This window comes from Kitasatospora herbaricolor (assembly GCF_030813695.1).
Classification (GTDB): Bacteria; Actinomycetota; Actinomycetes; order Streptomycetales; family Streptomycetaceae; genus Kitasatospora; species Kitasatospora herbaricolor.
Genome location: NZ_JAUSVA010000002.1, coordinates 880,739 through 898,218 on the forward strand (window position 1 = coordinate 880,739; position 17,480 = coordinate 898,218).

Annotated in this window: 16 protein-coding genes; 10 read left to right on the forward strand and 6 right to left on the reverse strand. The window is 74.5% G+C overall.

Annotated features, from left to right (window positions below; all coding sequences use genetic code 11):
* Positions 1–385 precede the first annotated feature (385 nt).
* The 6 genes from J2S46_RS04300 to J2S46_RS04325 all read left to right on the forward strand — a co-directional run bounded on the left by J2S46_RS04300 (position 386) and on the right by J2S46_RS04325 (position 7,302).
* Positions 386–1,591, forward strand: a complete 1,206-nt coding sequence (locus tag J2S46_RS04300) for a sedoheptulose 7-phosphate cyclase (protein ID WP_229913259.1) — start codon at positions 386–388, stop codon at positions 1,589–1,591.
* A complete protein-coding gene (locus J2S46_RS04305; RefSeq protein ID WP_191293574.1) occupies positions 1,588–2,376 on the forward strand; it encodes an SDR family NAD(P)-dependent oxidoreductase in 789 nt (262 codons plus the stop codon). The genes J2S46_RS04300 and J2S46_RS04305 overlap by 4 nt, the downstream gene beginning before the upstream one ends.
* Positions 2,377–2,466: 90 nt before the next feature.
* A complete protein-coding gene (locus tag J2S46_RS04310) occupies positions 2,467–3,999 on the forward strand; it encodes a GMC family oxidoreductase (RefSeq protein WP_229913264.1) in 1,533 nt (510 codons plus the stop codon).
* A complete protein-coding gene (locus J2S46_RS04315; RefSeq protein WP_229913260.1) occupies positions 3,996–5,147 on the forward strand; it encodes a Gfo/Idh/MocA family protein in 1,152 nt (383 codons plus the stop codon). The genes J2S46_RS04310 and J2S46_RS04315 overlap by 4 nt, the downstream gene beginning before the upstream one ends.
* A gap of 113 nt (positions 5,148–5,260) precedes the next feature.
* The gene (locus tag J2S46_RS04320) at positions 5,261–6,622 is read left to right on the forward strand and encodes an MFS transporter (protein ID WP_229913261.1); all 1,362 of its coding nucleotides are present in this window, start codon (positions 5,261–5,263) and stop codon (positions 6,620–6,622) included.
* A 68-nt stretch (positions 6,623–6,690) separates the two neighbouring features.
* The gene (locus J2S46_RS04325) at positions 6,691–7,302 is read left to right on the forward strand and encodes an HAD family hydrolase (protein WP_191293576.1); all 612 of its coding nucleotides are present in this window, start codon (positions 6,691–6,693) and stop codon (positions 7,300–7,302) included.
* A 68-nt stretch (positions 7,303–7,370) separates the two neighbouring features.
* On the opposite strand, the gene J2S46_RS04330 is transcribed toward J2S46_RS04325, so the two are convergent.
* From J2S46_RS04330 to J2S46_RS04355, 6 genes are all read right to left on the reverse strand, one after another.
* On the reverse strand, positions 7,371–9,362 hold the full coding sequence (locus tag J2S46_RS04330) for a condensation domain-containing protein (protein ID WP_191293578.1): 1,992 nt from the start codon (positions 9,360–9,362) through the stop codon (positions 7,371–7,373).
* A gap of 106 nt (positions 9,363–9,468) precedes the next feature.
* Positions 9,469–10,365, reverse strand: a complete 897-nt coding sequence (locus J2S46_RS04335) for a class-II aminoacyl-tRNA synthetase family protein (protein ID WP_191293580.1) — start codon at positions 10,363–10,365, stop codon at positions 9,469–9,471.
* Between the two features lie 39 nt (positions 10,366–10,404).
* On the reverse strand, positions 10,405–11,217 hold the full coding sequence (locus tag J2S46_RS04340; protein ID WP_191293581.1) for a 4'-phosphopantetheinyl transferase family protein: 813 nt from the start codon (positions 11,215–11,217) through the stop codon (positions 10,405–10,407).
* Between the two features lie 31 nt (positions 11,218–11,248).
* Positions 11,249–12,160 (reverse strand): 2-hydroxy-acid oxidase, encoded by a 912-nt coding sequence (locus tag J2S46_RS04345; RefSeq protein ID WP_191293583.1) that lies wholly within the window; start codon positions 12,158–12,160, stop codon positions 11,249–11,251.
* Between the two features lie 4 nt (positions 12,161–12,164).
* A complete protein-coding gene (locus J2S46_RS04350; protein WP_191293585.1) occupies positions 12,165–12,452 on the reverse strand; it encodes a phosphopantetheine-binding protein in 288 nt (95 codons plus the stop codon).
* 154 nt (positions 12,453–12,606) lie between these two features.
* Positions 12,607–13,539: a 3-oxoacyl-[acyl-carrier-protein] synthase III C-terminal domain-containing protein gene (locus tag J2S46_RS04355; RefSeq protein ID WP_191293586.1), complete on the reverse strand. Its 933-nt coding sequence runs from the start codon at positions 13,537–13,539 to the stop codon at positions 12,607–12,609.
* A 95-nt stretch (positions 13,540–13,634) separates the two neighbouring features.
* Here J2S46_RS04355 and J2S46_RS04360 point away from each other — a divergent pair, with 95 nt between their 5' ends.
* The 4 genes from J2S46_RS04360 (at position 13,635) to J2S46_RS04375 (ending at position 17,087) form a co-directional block, all read left to right on the forward strand.
* Positions 13,635–13,952, forward strand: coding sequence for a hypothetical protein (locus J2S46_RS04360; protein WP_191293587.1), 318 nt, complete (start codon positions 13,635–13,637; stop codon positions 13,950–13,952).
* Complete coding sequence (locus tag J2S46_RS04365; protein WP_191293588.1) at positions 13,949–15,127, forward strand: glycosyltransferase; 1,179 nt, start codon at positions 13,949–13,951, stop codon at positions 15,125–15,127. Before J2S46_RS04360 ends, J2S46_RS04365 begins: the two co-directional genes overlap by 4 nt.
* Before the next feature lie 72 nt (positions 15,128–15,199).
* Positions 15,200–16,210, forward strand: coding sequence for an ATP-binding cassette domain-containing protein (locus J2S46_RS04370; protein WP_229913262.1), 1,011 nt, complete (start codon positions 15,200–15,202; stop codon positions 16,208–16,210).
* A gap of 112 nt (positions 16,211–16,322) precedes the next feature.
* On the forward strand, positions 16,323–17,087 hold the full coding sequence (locus J2S46_RS04375) for an ABC transporter permease (RefSeq protein WP_191293590.1): 765 nt from the start codon (positions 16,323–16,325) through the stop codon (positions 17,085–17,087).
* Positions 17,088–17,480 lie beyond the last annotated feature (393 nt).

Sequence of the window (17,480 nt, forward strand, 5' to 3'; positions counted from 1 at the left end):
CCCCGACCCGGGTGCGGACGGTGACCGGTGACATCCGGAGCGTGGCGCGATCGTCGCAGGCCAGAGCGCCCCACCGGGGCCGAGGGTGCGCGTCCGGAGCCGACGCCGGGACGCCGCCCCCCCGCCCGGGGAGTCCTTGATTGACGCCACGTCATATGACTACGGTGAATTCACCCCTTGAACGGCCGGAGGTCACCCGGACGCCAGGTCGGACCTGGCGCGCCCTCCGGCGGCACGCCCCGCACGGCCGGCCAGTGCTGCCCTGCCTGCGAGAGCCTCACCTCCCTCGAACGACACCATCGACCGCAGCACCCTGTGGTTAGTCCGCCTTGTCGCGAAGTCCTGACGGCGGGTGTCGTCACCTCTGACAGTTGAGGATCAGGCCTTGAATTCAGCAGCCCAGTCCCGAGAGCCCCTGCGCTGGACGATCACGACCCAGCTGCCCGTCGCCTACGAGATCGTCGAGACGCCCGGCCTGCTCGACCCGGCCAACCCGGAACTGCTCAGCCTGCCCGGCGGCGCCACCGGCACCGAGACCCGCCTGGTGGTGCTGGACCACTCCGTCTCCGACCTGTACGGCGAGCGGATCCGCGCCTACTTCGACGCCAACGACGTGCCCGTCACCTACCTCTCGATGCCGGGTGACGAGGAGAGCAAGTCGATCGGCAACGTGCTCGACGTCGTCGCCAAGCTCAACGAGGTCGGCACCAACCGCCTCAGCAACCCCCCGATCGTAATCGGCGGCGGCGTCCTCGCGGACGTCGTCGGGCTCGCCGCCAGCCTGTACCGGCGGGGCATCCCGTACATCCGGGTGCCCACCACCCTGCTCGGCCAGGTCGACGTCAGCGTCGCGGCCAAGACCGGCATCAACTTCGGCGGCTACCGCAACCGGCTGGGCAGCTACAGCCCGCCGCCGCGCACCCTGATCGACCGCGAGTTCCTGGCCACCGTCCCGCGCCGGCAGATCCGCAACGGCATGGGCGAGATCTTCAAGATGGCCCTGATCAAGGACCTCCGGCTGTTCGAGCTGCTCGAGGAGCACGGCGCCGACCTGATCGAGGCCCGCTTCCAGGCCTCGGACGGCGGTCCGCTGCCGGCCGGCGTGCCGGACGAGGTGATCGGCCGCGCCATCGCCGGCATGGCGGAGGAACTCCAGCCCAACCTCTGGGAGAAGGACCTGCGGCGCAGCGTCGACTACGGGCACTCCTTCTCCCCGCTGGTGGAGATGCGGGCGCTGCCGGAGCTGCTGCACGGCGAGGCCGTGGCGATGGACTGCGTCTTCTCGGCCGTCCTGGCGGCGCAGCGCGGCCTGATCGACGAGGCCGTGCTGGAGCGGATCATCGCCGCCGCGGTCCGGCTCGGCCTCAGCCCCTCGCACCCGCTCTTCTGCGACGTCGACCTGCTGACCGAGGCGCTGGCCGACACCGTCCGGCACCGCGACGGCAAGCAGCACCTGCCGGTCCTGACCCGGATCGGCGAGGTCTGCTTCCTCGACGACCTCTCCGTCCCCGAGATCGCCTCGGCCGCCGACCGGATGGGGCGGCTGCTCGGCCCCGCCGCCGTGCCGGTGGCCGCCGGGCGGCTCGGGTGACGGTGGCGGACGACGCCGGCCGGCCGGTGCCCCCGGGCCCGGCCGGCCGGGTGGTCGTCGTCACCGGCGGCAGCACCGGCATCGGCCGGGCCGCGGCGCTGGCCTTCGCGCGGGCGGGGATGCGGGTGGTGCTCGCCTCCCGCCGCGCCGAACCGGGCGAGGACGCGGCCGCGGAGATCAAGGAGGCCGGCGGCGAGGCGCAGTTCGTGGCGTGCGACGTCACCGACCCCGCGCAGGTGCGGGAGCTGTTCGCGACGGTGCGCTCGGCGTACGGCGTGGTGCACCACGCGTTCAACAACGCGGGTGTCCCGGGTGACGGGCGACTGGTCGACCTGACGCCCGAGCAGTTCGACGCCACCTTCGCGGTGAACACCCGCGGTCTGTGGCTGTGCATGCGGGAGGAGCTGCGGCTGATGTCGGCGCAGGGCTTCGGCAGCATCGTCAACAACACCTCGGTGCACGGGCTGCGGACCGTCTTCCCCGGCATCGGCGCCTACGTGACCTCGAAGCACGCGGCGATCGCGCTCACCCGGATCGGCGCGCTGGAACACGCCCGGGACGGGGTCCGGGTGAACGCGGTCGCCCCCGGTCCGATCGAGACGGAGATGCTGGCCGCCTCGGAGGCGGCGGTCGGCGGCGCCACCACCTGGCGGGGGCTGATCCCGTCCGGCGTGATCGGCACCCCGCAGCAGGTCGCGGACGTGGTGCTGTGGCTGTTCTCCGAGGCGTCCGGCTACGTCAACGGCCAGGTGGTGGCCGTGGACGGCGGCTTCCTCGCCGTCTGAGCACCGCCCGCCCCGCCGGCCGGCGGTCCTCCTCCCGAGGCCGCCGGCCGGCCCCTGACAGACCACCCGACAGCAGGACGAGAGGTGTCCATGGAGATCCCGGCCCGGACGTACGACTTCGTGGTGATCGGCGCCGGAGCGGCGGGGTGCGTCCTCGCCGCCCGGCTCAGTGCCCGGCCCGAGCAGAGCGTCCTGCTGGTGGAGGCGGGCCCCCCGGACCACGACCCGCGGATCGCCCGCCCGGTGGCCTGGCCCGGGCTGCTCGGCGGCGAACTCGACTGGGGGTACCGGACGGTGCCGCAGGCCGCGCTGAACGGCCGGCGCCTGGCCTGGCCGCGCGGGCGGGTCCTGGGCGGCTCCGGCGCGATCAACGCGATGGTGCACATCCGCGGCGCCGCCTCCGACTTCGACGCCTGGAGCCGGTGGGGCGGCGACCTGTGGAACGCGGAGGCCTTCCTCCCGTACCTGGAACGGCTGGACGCCCCGGCGGACGCGCCCGTGCCCGGGGCGATCCCGGTCGCCGAGAACACCGATCCGCACCCGTTCGCGGCCGCCTTCGTCGCCGCCGCGCAGAAGGCCGGATTGCCGGCCAACCCGGACTTCAACGCGGCCGCCCAGGAGGGGGTCGGCCTGTACCGGACCACCGTCACGGCCGGCACCCCGCAGGCGCCGGCCCGGCGGGCCAACACCGCCTTCACCCACCTGGGCCCGGTGCTGGACCGGCCGAACCTGACCGTGCTGACCGACGCCACCGTGCTGCGGATCGAGATCACCGGCGGCCGCGCCCGCGGCATCCGGGTGAGCCACGGCGGGGAGGTCCACAGCATCGGCGCCGGCACCGAGGTGGTGCTCTGCGCCGGCACGGTGGCCAGCCCTCAGCTGCTGCTGCTCAGCGGCGCCGGCCCGGCGGACCGTCTGGCGGCGCTCGGCATCGCGTCCACCGTGGACCTGCCGGGCGTCGGCGAGAACCTGCACGACCACGTCCAGGTCTCGCTGGCGTACGACACCACCGAGGGGCACCCGGTCGCCGACCGCTCCAACCTCGGGGAGGCCGGCGGGTTCGTCACCGTGCTGCCGGGCTCCCCCGCGCCGGACATCCAGCTGTCGTTCGCCCCCATGAAGGACCTGAACAACGCCTCCCGGCTCGGCTGGGGCTTCACCGTCGGCCCGGCCCTGACCAGGCCGCGCAGCCGCGGCCGGCTCACCCTGGACCCGGCCGGGCCGCTCGGGCACCCGCTGATCGACCCCGCCTACCTGGACGACCCCACCGATCTGGACACCCTGCTGGAGGGGGTGCGGCTGGCCCAGGAGATCGCCGGCACCGAGCCGCTCGGCTCGCTGCGGTCGGCGCCGGTGCCCTCCCCGATCGCCGGCCGGGCCGAGCTGGCGGAGTTCGTCCGCGGCAACGCCCAGACACAGTTCCACCCGGTCGGCACCTGCCGGCTGGGCGCCGCCGACGACGAGCTGGCGGTCGTCGACCCGTGGCTGCGGGTGCGGGGCGTGGCCGGCCTGCGGGTGGCCGACGCCTCCGTCATCCCGAGCATGATCACCGGAAACATCCACGCCGCCGTGGTCGCGGTCGCCGAGCGCGCCGCCGACTTCATCCAGGAGCCCGCCCTATGACCACGCCGACCCCCGCCCGTCCCGCAGGAGCCGAGCTGCGCTGGGGTGCCCTCGGCGCCACCGCCTACATCAGCGGCCTCCTGCTGCCCGCGATCGCCCGCACCGACGGCTGCGCGCTGACCGCCGTCGCCAGCCGCCCGGAGCGGCACGCGCAGGCCGTCGAGGTGGCCAAGCCGTACGGCGCGACCGCGCACGAGGACTACGCCGCGCTGCTCGCCGACCCGGACGTGGACGCCGTGTACATCGCCCTCCCCAACACCGACCACGTCGAATGGACGGTGCGGGCGCTGGACGCCGGCAAGCACGTCCTGGTCGAGAAGCCGATGGCGATGGACGAGGGCGGTGTCCGGCGGATCGAGCGGGCCGCCGCCGATGCCTCGCGGATCGCCACGGAGGCGTTCATGTACCGCTTCCACCCGCAGCAGCGGCGGGCCGCGGAGCTGCTCGCCGCCGGTACGATCGGCGAACTCCGGGTCGTCCGGACGGCGTTCGCCTTCGAGATCCCCACCGGCAGCGGCAACATCCGACTGGACCCGGCCCTCGGCGGCGGCGCCACCTGGGACGTCGGCTGCTACGCCGTGGACGTCCCGCAGCTCTTCTTCGGCCGGGCACCCGAACGGGTCGGCGCGCGGTTCGCCCGCCGCCCCGGGCACGGGGTGGAGACCAGCGCCATCGGCTGGATGGACTTCGGCGAGGGCCGCGGCGCAGTCCTCGACTGGAGCATCGACTACGGACCGCGCGCCTGGTACGAACTGCAGGGCACCCACGGCACGATCAGCGTCCGAAACGCCTGGGCGATGTCCGGCGAGGACGGCGTCGTCACCGTCCGTACCACCGACGGTGTCCGGGCCGAGAGCGTGCCGGCCGCCGACCACTACCAGCTGCAGGTCGCCGCGTTCGCCCGGGCGGTGGCCGAGGGCGGCCCCGGACCGTACCCGCTCGCCGACTCCCGGCGGGCCGCTCGGGTCGGCGCGGCGCTGGTGGCGTCCGCGGCGGCCGGCGGGGAGCCGGTGGGCACGGCCGACGTGACGGCCAGCGTGACGGCCGGCGTAACGACCGGCTTAACGACCGGCTTAACGACCGGCGGCGGAGCGGCCGGCGGCGGACCGGCCGGCGGCGGAGCGACCCGCGGAGCGGTACCGGCATGACGGACTTCCGTGTGACGGACGCCCGCGGGACCGCCGCCGGTGGGACCGCCGCTGGGACGAGCGCCGGTGGGACGAGCGCCGGTGGGACCGACTCCGGTGGCAGGGAAGTCCAGGTGGAAGGGGTCGTGATGTCCGGGGCCCGCGCCCGCGGCCGCGTCCTGGCGCTACTGATCCCGTCCACCGGCGGCCTCCTCTTCGGCTACGGCACCGGCGGGATCGCCGGGGTGCTGCCGCTGATCGGCGAGCAGTACGGCCTGTCGGCGTGGGCCCAGGGGGTGGTGGTGTCCGCCGCCCTGCTCGGCGCGGCCCTCACCGCCCCCGTCAGCGGCCGGCTCACCGACCGCTTCGGCCGCCGACCGGTGATCGCGGCCGCCGCCGCGGCCTTCGCCCTGGGCACGGCCGTGTCCGCGGCGGCCGGCGGCCCGGCCGCCCTCGTCCTCGGCCGGTTCCTGGTGGGCCTGGCCCTCGGCGCGATCTCCTTCGCGGTGCCGCTCTACATCGCCGAGATCGCGCCCCCGGCCCGCCGCGGCGCGCTGGTGACCCTCAACCAACTGATGATCACCATCGGCCTGCTGCTCGCCTACGCGGTGTCGTACGCCCTGCAGTCCGACGGCGCCTGGCGGCTGATGCTGGCGGCCGGGCTGGCGCCGGCGCTGGTCCTGCTGGTCGGCATGGCCGGTGTGCCCGAGTCGCCGTCCTGGCTGGAGAGCGCGGGCCACCGGTCACGGGCCCTGGCCGCCGCCGCGGCGCTCGGCCTCCCGCCCGCACCGGAGCGGCTGCCGACCACCGGGCCGCACGGTGGCGGGCCGGACGGTGGCGGGCCACGCGGTGGGGGCGCCGGGTTCCGGGAGGCGCTCGCCGAGGCCGGGCCCCGGCGGGTCGCACTCGGCCTGGGCATCGCCGTCCTGGTCCACCTCACCGGTCTCAACACCGCCATCTACTACGCCCCGACGATCCTCGCCGCCTCCGGTCTCACCCCGTCCGGCGGCGTCCTGGGCGCCGTCCTGGTCGGCGTCTGCAACGTCGCGGCCACGGTGGTGACGATCGCCCTGCTCGACCGGGGCGGCCGGCGGCCGCTGATGCTGGGCGGACTCGCCGCGATGGCCGCCGCGGCCGCCGGGATCGCCGCCACCGAGTGGTCCGGCGGGCACGCCGGCGCGACCGCGCTGCTCCTCTGCGGATTCATCGTCGCGGGGGCGGTCGGCCCGGCGCCGGTGTTCTGGGTCTTCGCCGCTGAGATCTACCCGCGACGGGCCCGGGGCGCGCTGATGAGCCTGGCCACGGCGGCGCACTGGGCGGCCGACTTCGTGGTGGCGACCACCTTCCTCCCGCTCGTCAAAGCCCTGTCGCTGGGCGGTGCGTTCGCCCTGTACGGCGCCGTCACGCTGGCCGCCGCGCTCGGCCTGGCCCGGTGGATGCCGGAGACCAAGGGCATCAGCCTGGACGACACGCGCGCGGAACCCGTGCGGGTGTGACAGCGTCGATCGCAGATCCACGCCGGTCACCCACCGGCTCACCGCCGACCAGGAAGGCCACCGCCACCTTGCTCCCCGAACTCCACCCCGGCCCTGCCGAAGCGCTGCTCTTCGACTGGGACGGCACCCTCGTCGACAGCCAGTACGCCAACTACCGCGCGATGGCCGACGTCCTGGCCCCGTACGGGGTGACGCTCCGGCAGGAGTGGTTCGACGCACGGACCGGCCTCTCCTCCGCCGACCTGATCCGGGCCCTCGCGGAGGAGGGCGAGGAGGGCGCGGCCGGGGCGGACCTCCCGGTCGAGGAGCTCGTCGCGGCCCGGGACCTGCTCTTCCTCGCCAACGCCGACCGGATCGAGGTCCATCGGGAGGTCGCGGAGGTGGTGCACGCCCACCACGGCACGCTCCCGATGGCGGTGGCCTCCGGCGGCGCCCGCCTGATCATCGAGACCACCATGCGGCACCTCCCCTACCAGGGACTGTTCACCGCCCTGGTCACCCGGGACGAGGTCCGGCGCGGCAAGCCCGCGCCGGACATCTTCCTGCGGGCCGCCGACGCCCTGGCCGTCCCGCCGGCCCGGTGCCTGGTGTACGAGGACAGCGACGAGGGCATCGAGGCGGCCCGGGCGGCCGGGATGGCGGTCATCGACGTCCGGCCGGTCACCCGCCGGTCACGATGAGGGAGGCCGGCGGGCCGACGGCCGGCTCTCGGTGGAGCAGCCCGGCGCGGGGGTGTGCTGGCGCCCGGTCAGGCCGGCTGCCCCTGACGGGCGGCCGTCTCCGGATCGCGGCCGTCGCCCTCCAGCAGTACGGATGCCTCCCCGGTGTCCCCGCCTCCCGGCCCGGCGATGGTGCCCCGATGGATCACGTAGTGGTGCGGAGCCATCGCGGTGTCCCGCCCTGGCAGCGCGTCGACCAGCGCCCGGTGCACGGTGAGCGGGGTGAGTCGGGACTCCTCCAGGTCCGCGGTGCCGGTCCAGAGATGGGCGACCAGTCGGCCACCGGTCAGCTCGACGCGGGCGGTCAGCTTCGGGACCGGGGCGGCCGCCTTCGGGACGAACGCGTTCGCAACGACCACGTTCGCGACGACCGCGTTCGACACGACCGTGTTTGTCACGTTCACGTTCGGAACGGCCGCGCTCGGAGCTTCCACGTTCGTGACGACCATGTTCGTTACGGCCGCGTTCGTCACACTCGCGTTCGGGACGACCGCGTTCGGGACGACCGTGTTCGGAACGGCCACGGCCCCCAGGTCCAAGTCCCGCACAGCGGTTGTCGCCACGTCCGCGCCCAGGACGTCGGCGAGCAGCTCGCGGACGGCGTCCAGGTCGATCCAGGACCCGTCGACCTGGTGCCAGTCCCCCTCCCGCACGCCCGGACGGACCGCGGTCAGTGCCTCCAGCCCGGCCAGCGGCACCGGGCCGGTCGCGGCGGCCCTGACCACCGCCAGCAGCCCGCGGGCGAAGTCCTCGATCTCCGTCCGGTCCAGCACCTGCGGGCAGGCCAGCAGGGCGAGTTCGAGCGAGCCGTTGACCCGCAGGATGTTGAACATCAGCCGGACCGGAACGCGCTGGTCGGGGAACCAGCTGATCTCGGGGTCGGCCACCGCGGCCGGCCGGGCCTCGGAGGCCGATTCGGGGATCGTCAGACTGAGGTCGTTCACCACCACGTGCCGGGCGAACCGGGAGCCGCGCAGGTGGGCGATGTCGTCGATCATCCGCCAGATCTGATCGGCGTCGAAGGTGCTGTGCCAGTAGCCGGCCAGCGAGGCCGCCTTGGTGTGGCCGATCACCTCGTCCAGGTCCCGCAGGCCCGTGTCCACGGACAGGAACGCGTCCTGGGCGAGGGTGCCGATGTAGTCGGCCATCACCGGGCGGTGCCGGTTGGCCGAGAGTGCCGCGATCACCAGCCGGGGCTGATCCGCGCGGTGCGCGACCAGCGCGGCGAAGGCCGCCAGCAGCACCACGGAGGGGCTGGCCCCGGTCCGCAGCGAGGCGGCGGCGAGATGCTCCGCCGCCTCCCGCGAGCGGAGGATCAGGGTCGAGACCACGTCCGGCGGCCCGGTGATCCGGGAGTCCGCGAACACGGCCTGCGGGCCGGTGCGCAGGATCCGCTCCCAGTGCCGCAGCGAGGCGGTGGCACGGCGGCGGCCCAAGGCGGAACTCTCGAACGCGGCCACCTCCAGGGGTGTCCGCGCGGTGGCGGGCGGCAGTTCCTTGCCGGCCGCGAGCAACAGCCACTCCTGGATCAGCAGGGCGGTGGCCGCACCGTCCGCGCCGGAGTGGCAGACCACCACCGCCATCCGGACCGGCCGGTCCTCCGCGGTCACCAGGGTGCAGCGCAGCGGGAAGTCGGCGGCCAGGTCGAAGGCCACGGCGTTGTCGGTGCGCGCCAGGTCGTCGGCCAGCCGGTCGAGTTCACGCTCGTCGAGCGGGCCCGCCTCCACCACCCGGACGGTGAACTCCCCTTCTCCCCGGACTTCCTGACGGGCCGGGAAGCCGTCCGGACCGGGCGGGAAGACCGTCCGCAGCGAGGCGTGCCGCTCGGCCAGGGTGCGCAGTGCGGCCAGCGCCGCGGGCAGGTCGGTACCGGCCGGCACCGGCCAGACGGCTTCCTTGTTGATCTGTTCGGGGTCGTCGCGCCGGATGCAGCGGATCATGTTGTCCTGGCCCATGGTGAGCGGCCCCGAGCCGCCGCCTTCGGCGCTGTAGCGGACTGTGATCCGCCTGGTCCGTGTCACGTCGCACGCGTCCTTCGGCCGGCCCGTCTCAGCGGGTGTGGGTGGGGACGCTATCAGCGCCCCCGTTCATTGGTCCATACCAAACCGGTGATCCGGTGACACCGGATCAGTTCCCGCCACGGATCGACTCGACGAGGGACTGCGGCCAGTCGGCGGGGCGCCCGCCGTGGGCGTGCAGCAGCGCGAGGGCGATCCGCTCGATCCCGAAGGCCATGCAGGCGGTGTTGCCCGGGGCGCCCTCCCCGGTGAACCCGAACACCTCGCCGAAGTGGTCCTTGTGGAAGTTCGCCGAGGCGATCGCCTGCACCAGCCCGTCGGCCACCGGGACCTTGAGTTCGTACTTCAACTCCTGCGCCCGCTGGGCCGCCTGGAACAGCCGCCGGGTGGGGCCGAAGAACGGGTCGTCGGCCACCTCGATCTCCACCTTGAGCGACATCCCGCGCAGCCAGCCGGCCACCGTTTCCAGCCAGGCCGCCCGCCAGCCCAGGCAGTGCGCCTCGGTGCCGGCCGTGACCAGCTCCACCATCCGGAAGCTGCGCAGCCGGCCGGGCTCGCTGGTGGCCTCCTGCCGGAAGCACTGCCCCTCCACGGCGAACCGCTCGGGTTGCGCCAACTCCTTTCCGGCCAGCCCCGCGTAGACGGGGTAGCAGGCGGCGGGCAGCAGCACCAGGTCGCCGGGGCGCTGCGCGGAGTCCCAGGCGCCGCCCTCGACGGCGTGCGGGGCGAGCTCCTTCCACTCCGCCGGCGTCCCGGCGAAGCTGTGCACCGTGCCCAGCAGTTGCGGGAACGCCTTCACGTAGCCGGCCCGCTCGACCAGGGCCCGTGGGACCACCGGCGGGATCGCCAGCCGGGGGAACCCCTCGTCCGCGGCCAGGGCGTCGATGCCCTGGCGGAGCAGGGCGACCACGGCCTCGAACGGCGCCGGGTACAGCTGGACGCCGGGTGCGCCGGTCGGGATCGGGGCGGCCTCGCCGTCGGGGATGGTGAAGTGAGTACTCGTCATGTCCTGTTCTTCCCTGCTCGGTTCGGAGGAGGCCACGGTTCAGCGGATGAACGGGAGGCCGGCGGCGGTCCACCGCCGGCGGCGGACCAGGAACGGGCGGTCGCCCTCGACCGCGACGGCGGCCCGGAACGGCCCGGGCACGGGGACGTCCCGCACCCAGCACGGCCCCGGGTCGAGCGGACCGGCGTCCGGCAGCCGCAGCGGGACGGGGCCGGCCAGCGGCAGGCCGAGCCCCTGGGCCAGCCGCCCGCCGTAGACCTTCACGCAGGCCTCGCGGCGGCACCAGAGGCGGGTGAAGCGTTCGGCCCGGGCGCCCGGCGAGCGGGCCGCCGCCACGAACCGGACGTCGGTGTCGGGGAAGTACCGGCTGGCGACCCGGGCCGCCACCCGTTCGTCCCTGATCTCCTCGACGTCGGCCCCCACCCGCCGCCCTTCGGCCAGGGCCAGCACGGCGAGCGCGCCGGAGGCCGACCAGCTGAGCCGTAGCCGGGAGCCGGCCACCGAGCCGTCGGGCACCGGCTCCGGTTTGCCGTGCGGGCCGCGCCGCCAGACCAGGTCGACGGGCGCCACCCCGAGCCGCTCGGCGGCGAGCAGCCGGACGACGCCGTGCACCACGGTGAAGCGGTCGGTCCGTTCGGGGTCGCGGCCGGCTCCGGCCCGGTGGAGCTCGGTGCGGTCGAGCAGCTGCCGCAGCCGGTGGACGACCGGCGCGGGCTGGTCGGTCCGGATCACCCAGAGGTCCACCGGGTCGGGTTCGAGGTCGGGTGTCGCCGGTCCGGCGCCCGGGTCCGGGTGCAGGTGCAGGTGCAGGTCCTGGTCCTGGTGCAGGTCCGGAGCCCCGCCGGTGGTCATGGCGTGGCCTCCGGCAGCAGGGTGAGGGTGCTCAGCCGTCCGAGCCGCCGGTCGAGGTCGGCCACCAGCACGGGCCGTCGCTCGGCCCGCCAGCCGGGCAGCCGCTCGGCGAGTGCGGTCCAGATCCCGGTGAGCGGTTGCCCGTCCCGGGCCGCCGCCGTCCGGTCGGGTCCCGATCCGCCGGCCGGGCCGGGCCGGGCCGGGCGGTGGTCCCCGAGTACCGCACCTGGGACGGCGCGGTGAGCCCGGACCCGAGGACGAGGGCCGCCGCCGGGCCGAGCGCCGCCCACTCGGCCCGGACCAGCTCGGGAGCCGGATCCGCGGCCGGTCCGGAGGACTGCCGGACCACCGCGCCGCCGCCGTCACCGCGCGCACCGCCGTCCGCCTCGCAGACCAGCAGGACCGCGCAGTGCCGCTGCGGCAGTGCCACCGGCCGCGCCGGTTCGTGGTGCAGGTGGGCCGCCTCCACCACCAGGACCACCGCCCGACGGCAGGCCCCTGTCCGGGCGTAGTCGGTGGCGATCCGCAGCGCCGTGAACGGAGCTGCGGATCCCTGGTCGCAGACGGCGAAGGCCAGCGGCGAGCCCGGGCAGAACCGGCTGAGGTGGAGGGCGGCGGAGCGGCCCGGCCGTACGTCGGGGGACGAGAAGGCGAGGATCAGCAGGTCCACCTGCTCGTCCTCGGACAGGGCGTCCCGCAGCAGGCCCTCGGCCATCTCCCCGTAGGAGTGGCCGACGCCCTCCGCCAGCAGGTCCTCGCGGAGCGGGACGCCGTACGGGCGGGTCAGGTCGGAGACGAATACCCGCAGGTCGGGGTCGAGCGAGGTTTCCGACCGGCCGCCGAAGTCCCTGGTGACGACCCGCGCGACGCGCAGTCCGGGCCCCGCCGTACCGCCCGGCCGGACGGCGCCGACGACGGAGGCGGGGGCGGTCGCGCCTGGCATCCGGTCAGTCCTCGGCGATGACGTGTCCGGCGACGAAGTCGGCCAGGCTGGCGACCGAGCGCAGGTCGTCCTCGCCGATCTCCTCGACGTCGACCTGGATGTCGAGCGACTCCTCCAGCTCCAGGATGAGTTCCAGGGTGCCGGCCGAGGTCAGGCCGAGGTCGTCGAAGAGGCAGGCGTTCTCCGGCACCTCGGCGAGTTCGCGCTTCAGTACGCGCGGCAGCAGGTCACCGATGCTTCGGAGGACCTGGCCGCGCAGTTCGGCGTCGGTCCGTACCGCGGAGTCTGACATGGCTATCCCGTCCCGTCGTGCGTGGAGGAGTGGACTTGTCCGGGCCCGGCCCGGAGCTCGCCGGCGCGCGGCCCGGTGGTCGCGGGCAGCGGTCCGGGCGCCGGCGGTCGGCGGTGGCTGGATGTACCTACGGGGATTGTCGGCTGATGGTCCGTCAGTGCATGACGACCATGGCCGAGAAGGTGGCTCCGATGCCGGCGGCGGCGATCAGGTAGCGGTCACCCTGGTGGAGCAGGCCCCGTGTGGTGGCGGTGTGCAGATTGATGAAAGCGTCCGCAGCGAAACTGTGCCCGACCGATGGCACGTTGTCCAGCACCACCTTGTCGACCGGATAACCGATCCGGCGACAGATCGCCCGCCAGGAAACCTGGTTGACGTTGTGCGGAAGCAGCAGCGCGATGTCCGACAGGTCTAGTCCTGCCTGGTCGAGCGCGGCTTGGACGGCCTCGGCCATCACCTCCGGGTAGTCCCGCTGGTAGCGCGCCAGCAGATCCGGATCCTCGGCCAGCCGGCCGTCGAACTCCGGTCGCTGCCGGACGGCGTAGGCGAGCACGCGGTCGCGTTCGCCCTCGGCCCGGACCAGGCAGGCCGCCGCGCCCTCGCCGAAGACGGACGTCTCCGGCACCAGCTGGGCGTCCCTGGTGAAGGTCTTCTCCCCGGTCAGCACCAGCGCCAGGGCGTCCGGGTCGGGCTCGCCGGCCAGCAGCCGGCCGGCCAGGTCGACCGCCAGCAGCCCCACCGCGCAAGCGTGGTGGGTGACGGTGAAGGCGTTGGCGCCGCTCAGGCCGAAGCGGTCGAGCAGGTCGTGCAGGGGGTTCAGCGGGTAGGGCACGGCCACCGGCATGCTCCGCGCGTGCAGCACGAAGCGGACCTGGTGCTCGCGCCCGCGCAGTTCCGGCAGTGCCTCCAACGCGCCGGTCAGCAGGTCGAGCAGCGTCCCGTCCGGATCCAGGCGCACCTGGTCCAGGCCGTGGAAGCGGCGGAAGAGTCGAAGTTGACGTGGGGTCAGGCCGATCCGGGCCCCTACCGCCTCGATGGGAACGGTGTGGCGGGGCAGGTGAACGGCCACTGCCTCCAGTGCGGTCACCCGGGCTAGTATTCCGACGCCCGCCGGGTCGCACAAGTGATCACGGGCTGTCGCGCATTCCCCGCCCCCGTGCCGTCGAGCAGGTGGAGCCCCCCATGGAACACCCCGAACCGTCCCCTGCCCGGACCCCGGGCCGGGGCGCCGAAGTGCACCCCGAACTGGTCGCGCTGCTGGTGGCGGCCGCCGCCGCACCGCCGGAATGGGCGGCGTCGGTGACGCCGCAGGCCCGGCTGGACGGCGACCTGATGCTGGACGAGTGCGAACTCGCCGCCCTGGCCGTCCTGCTGCGTGAGCGGTTCGGCCCGGGCGCCGACCTGGCGGCGCTGCGCGCCGGGCTCGACCTGGCCGGCCTGGAGTCGCTCACCGTCGGCGCCCTGGAGCGCGCCCTGCTGCCCGGGCGGGTGTCCGGATGAGCCGCTTCCTGCTGGTGGTGCCCCCGCTCACCGGGCACGTGAACCCGGTGGTCGGCATCGCGCGGGAGCTCACCGCCCGTGGCCACGAGGTCGCCTGGACGGGCTCGGAGGCCGTCCTGCGGCCGTTGCTCGGGCCCGGGGAGCAGGTCCTGGGCACGGGCAGCCGACTGTTCCGGGCCCAGGGCGGGCACGGTCTCGCCGCGCTGCGCTCGCTCTGGGAGGGCTTCATCGTCCCGTACGCGCGGTTCACCGCGAAGCCGTTGGACGGCGTGGTGCGGGCGTTCCGACCGGACGTCCTGCTGGTCGACCAGCACACCCCGGCGGGGGCCCTGGTCGCCCACCGGCACGGGCTGCGCTGGGCCGGCCTGGCGCCCGGAGCGATGGAACTGGGCCGCCCGTTCAGGGCGTTGCCGCAGGTCGAGGCGTGGATGCGCGGGCTGCTCGGCGACCTCTGGCAGCGGGCCGGCCTGCCGCCGGAGGAGTTCACCGACCCCCGCTTCTCACCGGACCTCGTGCTCGCGCTGACCGGGCCCGCGCTGACCGGCCCGGTGCCCTTCCCGGGTCAGTTCGCGCTGGTGGGGCCGGTGCTGTCGGAGCGTCCGGCCGATCCCGGGTTCCCCTGGGAGCGCCTGGACCCGGGCCGCCGCAAGGTCCTGGTCACCATGGGCACGTTGGCCGGCGACATCGGCGCGGACTTCCACGCCCGGGCGGCGCGGGCGCTGGAGCTCTGCGGGCCGGGCGTGCAGGCCGTGGTCGCCGCGCCGCAGGAGTTGCTGCCCGCCGCACTGCCCGCCGGGACGGTGGCCGTGGACCGCGCGCCGGTCCTGGAGTTGATGGCCCGTGGGCAACTGGACGCGGTGCTCTGCCACGGCGGGATGAACACCGTGGGCGAGGCCCTGATGCACGGGATTCCACTGGTGGCGGCGCCGATCCGGCACGACCAGCCGTTCGTCGCGGCGCAGCTGGTGGCGGCCGGCGCGGGCCTGCGGGTGCCCTTCCCCCGGGTCACCCCGGCGGCGCTGGCGGCCGCGCTCGGCACGGTGCTGGACGGAACGGCCCACCGGGAGGCTGCCGTTCGGGTGGGCGCGGCCCTGCGGGCGGGCGGTGGAGCCGCCCGGGCGGCGGACCACCTGGAGGCGCTGGCCGCAGCCGTTGGCAGAACTCGATCAAGCTGATTTCCAATGGTCTAGGCCATTGTTTTCGGTGCGGCCGGAGCCCTAGGGTGGCGCGCAGCACCGAATCCCCAGGTGCCCCGGCAACCCATCCCCTCCCGGGAGTTCTGGTTGATCGAGACCAAGGGACTGCGCAAGTCCTACCCGTCCCGGAAACGCAGCAAGGCCGCCACCGTGGACGCCGTCCGCGGCATCGACCTGTCGGTGGCGGCAGGTGAGATCTTCGGTTTCCTCGGCCCCAACGGCGCCGGGAAGACCACCACCCTGCGCATGCTCGCCACCCTGATCAGGCCGGACGGCGGCGCCGCCCGGATCGCCGGCGCGGATCTGCTCACCGACCCCGGTGAGGTCCGCCGCCGGATCGGCTACGTCGCCCAGGGCGGCGGAACCGCCGACGCCGTCAGCGCCCGCGAGGAGTTGGTGCTGCAGGCGCGGATGTACGGCCTCGGCAAGGCCGATGCCCGCCGGCGCACCGAGGACGCGGTGAAGTCCTTCGACCTCACCGAGTTCGCCGACCGCCCCTGCAGCAGTTACTCCGGCGGCCAGCGCCGCCGGCTCGACATCGCCCTCGGGGTGATCCACGGGCCGAGCGTGCTGTTCCTGGACGAGCCCACGGTGGGCCTCGACCCGCCCAGCCGCAGCCAGGTCTGGGACGAGATCCGGCGCCTGCGCACCGAGGGCATGACCGTCTTCGTGACCACCCACTACCTGGACGAGGCCGACGCGCTCTGCGACCGGATCGCGATCATCGACCACGGCGGGACGGTGGCCGAGGGCACGCCCGAGGAGCTCAAGCGCGAGATCGCGGGGGACGTGGTGCTGGTCGGCCTCGAACTCGGCGACGGCGCGGCCGACCGGTCCCAGCGGGCCGCCGACGCCCTGCGCGCCGAGCCCTACCTGCACCGTCTCGAACTCCGGGGCGAGGACGGCCTGCGGCTCTACGTGGAGAACGGCGCGGCCGCGATCCCGCAGCTGCTGCGGACCCTGGAGGGCGCGGGCCTGGCGCCCGGCACCGTCCAGCTCCAGCGGCCCAGCCTGGACGACGTGTTCCTGGCCCGGACCGGACGGTCGCTCAAGCAGGACTGACACCGGCACCCGGCGGGGCGGCCCTTGCGCCGTCCGCCGTCCGCGAGGGCCCGACACGCCCGCACCGCCGCCCGACCGACAGACCCACGGACCGACCGAGGCAGGGACACCGTTGAAGCTCGCCCGCGACACCTGGCTGGTCTTCCAGCGGCAACTGCTGCTGATGGCCCGCACACCGGTCTGGATCGCCGTCGGGGTCATCCAGCCGCTCTTCTACCTGCTGCTGTTCGCCCCGCTGCTCAAGCCGGTCTTCGCCCCGATGGGGGCGACCACCTACGCCGAGACCTATCAGATCTACGTCCCCGGCCTGCTGGCCGTGCTGGTCATCTTCGGCGGCCTGTTCACCGGTTTCAGCCTCCTCGGCGAGCTGCGCGCCGGGATCATCGAACGCTCCCGGGTCACCCCGGTGAGCCGGCTGGCCCTGCTGCTCGGCCGGGCCCTGCGGGAGGTGGTGGCGCTGCTGGTGCAGGCCGTCATCATCACCCTGCTGGCGCTGCCCTTCGGGCTCCAGGTCCGCCTGCTGGACCTGCTGCTCGCCTATCTGCTGCTCGCCCTGCTGGCGCTGATGACCTCCGCCATCTCCTACGGCATCGCCCTGCTGGTGCCGAGCGACTCGGCGCTGGCCCCGGTGGTCAACACCATCGCCCAGCCGATCGCCCTGCTCTCGGGGGTGCTGCTGCCGCTGGCCCTGGCACCGCACTGGCTGCAGGCGGCCGCCCGCTGGAACCCCTTCTACTGGGCCGTCGAGGGCATGCGGGCGCTCTTCTCCGGCCGTCTCGGCGACAACGCGGTGTGGCAGAGCCTGCTCATCGTCGCCGCCATGACGGTGGCCGCCGTGTTCTGGTCGGCCCGGCTGTTCTCCTCCCGGGTGCGGTGACGGGACGGCCCGACAGCCACTGCCCGCCCGGATGCCAGGACGGACCACGACGTACCCGCGTCGGGGTCCGTCCTGGCATCCGGCGGGCCCGCACGAACAAGGCCGACGGGCCCTCGCCCCGCGCCGCCGGGCCGCGATGTGACCTGGGCCATCCCGGCGCCCCGGCCCGGGGCCCGGAGGGTCGGCGGTCCGTCCGCAACGCGTCACGCTCGGTCGACAATGTGGCCGAGGTCACCCGCCCGAGCCGGTGACCGGGGCCACATCCGGGCCGCGCCGGCGCCTCGGATCCCCGTGAACTCGCTGCCCATGGACCCCGAATACCGCCGGTAACAGAGCCCTGACCTGGGTCTTTCCTTCGAAACCTTGATGCCGCCGGTGGAGGTCCGTAACTTC